Annotated in this window: 5 protein-coding genes; all 5 read left to right on the top strand. The window is 40.2% G+C overall.

Annotation, left to right across the window (positions count from 1 at the left end):
* The first annotated feature begins 111 nt into the window (after positions 1 to 111).
* Positions 112 to 585 (top strand): SAF domain-containing protein, encoded by a 474-nt coding sequence (locus Q1V93_RS05815; RefSeq protein WP_300662716.1) that lies wholly within the window; start codon positions 112 to 114, stop codon positions 583 to 585.
* Between the two features lie 73 nt (positions 586 to 658).
* A complete protein-coding gene (locus Q1V93_RS05810) occupies positions 659 to 973 on the top strand; it encodes a rhodanese-like domain-containing protein (RefSeq protein ID WP_300662713.1) in 315 nt (104 codons plus the stop codon).
* A 13-nt stretch (positions 974 to 986) separates the two neighbouring features.
* Positions 987 to 1,184, top strand: coding sequence for a DUF6132 family protein (locus Q1V93_RS05805; RefSeq protein WP_300662710.1), 198 nt, complete (start codon positions 987 to 989; stop codon positions 1,182 to 1,184).
* Between the two features lie 167 nt (positions 1,185 to 1,351).
* Positions 1,352 to 1,705 (top strand): hypothetical protein, encoded by a 354-nt coding sequence (locus Q1V93_RS05800; protein ID WP_300662707.1) that lies wholly within the window; start codon positions 1,352 to 1,354, stop codon positions 1,703 to 1,705.
* A gap of 522 nt (positions 1,706 to 2,227) precedes the next feature.
* Positions 2,228 to 2,659 (top strand): TQO small subunit DoxD (locus Q1V93_RS05795; protein WP_300662704.1); only part of this gene is annotated, 432 nt, incomplete at its 3' end.

Raw genomic sequence — 2,659 nt, 5'->3', positions numbered from 1 at the left:
TCGGTTCCGTTCTTCGAGGCAGAAGTTGTTAAGGGTGTGGAAACAATTTTGAAGGATGGAATGTTAAAAGCATTAAAGACTATTCTGAACTAAACAAGAAGAGGAATTAATATGAGCAAATATATTAAACTAAACCATCTGGACAATGTAGCAGTTGCTGTTGCCAATCTTAACGTTGGTGATACGCTAACTGTGGAGGGACAAGAGATCAAAATTGCATCTGAAGTTCCTGTTGGCCACAAATTTGCATTAAAGGATTTAGCCATTGATGACAACATCATCAAATATGGCTATCCTATTGGGCATGCAACTCAAGCAATAAAAAAAGGAGAGCATGTACATACGCAAAACATTAAGACCAATCTACATGACAATCTTCAATATTCTTATGAACCTCAAAAAGTGGAACTGAATATTCCGAAGAGCGACCTGAAAGTAAATGGTTTCATGCGTTATGATGGACAAATGGGTATCAGAAACGAGCTATGGATTGTTCCTACTGTGATAGTAGTTTCAAGACTTCTGAAACAATTGGAAGAAGCCGGAAGCGTACAACTGGGTAGAAACAAAATCACGCTTGTGTAACTAAAGTAGCTGTGCGAAAAAAAAACACTTCCGAATTTTGTGTTCAATTATTTTCCATTCAAAAACAACAATCATGTTCGGAGTATTCAAAAACTTATTTACCGGAAACAGCCAGGAACTTACCGAAGCAATCAAAAACGGAGCCTATTTGGTAGATGTTCGCACACCGGAAGAATTTTCATCCGGTAGTGTAAACGGAGCCGTAAACATTCCTCTGGACAGAATCAGCGGACAGCTTGCCAAATTCAAGGGCAAAGAGCAGATCGTTGTTTTCTGTAGAAGCGGTGCCCGAAGCGGACAAGCAAAATCTATTCTGGAAAGAAACGGAATCCAGCATGTTTTCAATGGTGGAAGCTGGCAGCAGGTAGCTCAAATCAAACAAGGATAACAAGCAATTTTCCATGAAAAAATTCCTGAGAAAAAATCTTTTGACACTCCTTGGAGTTATAGCAGGTTTGCTGGCTGGTTATTTCTACTGGAAATTGATCGGTTGCAGCTCCGGAACCTGCTCCATTACATCAAGCCCTGTAAACAGTTCTGTTTACGGGGCGATGATGGGTGGTCTTTTCATGTCTTTCTTTCAAAAAAGTAAGCGCTGATTACACCCGCTTTTTTAAACATTCCGGGAATAATCAACAAAAATTCACTTTGCGGAACTTTCAAAGAATTGAAAATTTAGGATTCACAGAAGCCTGCCAATTCGGGATTGAAGCAATGATGAAGGATTGATATCTTTGCCGGCGTGACTAAAACAACAGGTATGTTGATGAAATGGAAACAAGCGGGAATCCGGATGATCATTCTTACAATGATGGTTTTGGTGTGTGTTCCATGCCCGGTCAAAAGAGAAATTAAACTGGCGCTGAATATTCCGGTTTCGAACCAGGAACCCGATTCGAAAGTCAATAAAACGGTGGTTTGTCAGTCGTTTGCAGAAAAGACCATTCATTCTTCCATCAATCCGGTTTCGAAACAATTACTGAAACCTGTATTTCATTCATTTGCCAAATACTTCGTATCTGAACAAAGATCCGATGTTTCTTCTACCTTGTATCCGGATTACCCGATCCCCGGAACAAAAATCCCTTTACACATTCTCAACGAGCAGTATCTGATTTGATTCCTGCCTTGTTTGCAAAAGGAAAGATCTGTTTTTATAATAATTGAAGTGTACGAAAATAGAGGTGATGAATTATTTTTTTGCAGTAGTTTTACAAATGTGTAACCTGTTTTGATTTTAGGATTTCAAGGTCTTATTCATTCCTGATTCCAGGAAACAAGGCTGAATATGGGATTGAAAACGGCTGAAACGCCCTAAAACCGCATGTTAAATATATAACATTTTCATACTGTATCCATACTTCACCCATACTCTATCTATGCTTTATCCATACTTGACCCGTACCTGAGTAATCCAAATTCGGGTTTTTGGGATTTTGGATTCCTTTTTTGCATGGTCTTTTTTTACAATTGTGTACATGTTGTTCTCGATACTTCCGACTGAAAAAGTCGGAAACTCGAACGGACACAGCTGATCGAAGACGAGTGATCATTTACTCGAAATTGAATTAAACGCTAAGAAACAAAGGGCGCAGAGTGTGTATCTGCATTCTTGAACGAGACATCAATCAATAGCTCATTTATGAAAAATCAAACATCTTTAACAGCAGGGCTGTTTACTACGGCTTTGCGCTGGGTTGCCGGCTGGACTTATTTCTCCGCATTCTGGAGAAGACTCATTTTAGAAAACAAACTCAACCCGGATGAAGCCGGCTACATCGGTGAGAAATTCAATCACTTTTTGCCGAATGCCCTGGGAATAAAACCACTGATCGAATACCTGGTTTCACATCCGGATGCACTTTGGTGGGCAATGGCCGTTTTCACCATTGTGGAAGGAATTGTTGGCTTGCTGTTTATGCTCGGACTTTTTACGCGCCTCATGAGTTTTGGAGTATTGAGCCTCGCGCTTGGAATTTTATTGGGTTCCGGCTGGCTTGGCACAACTTGTTTGGATGAATGGCAAATCGGAGTATTGGGAGTTGCAGCCGGATTTACTATTTTTCTTTCCGGA

Source organism: Fluviicola sp. (assembly GCF_030151805.1).
GTDB lineage: Bacteria > Bacteroidota > Bacteroidia > Flavobacteriales_D > Crocinitomicaceae > Fluviicola.
This window is presented reverse-complemented; position numbering and strand designations above follow the sequence as displayed.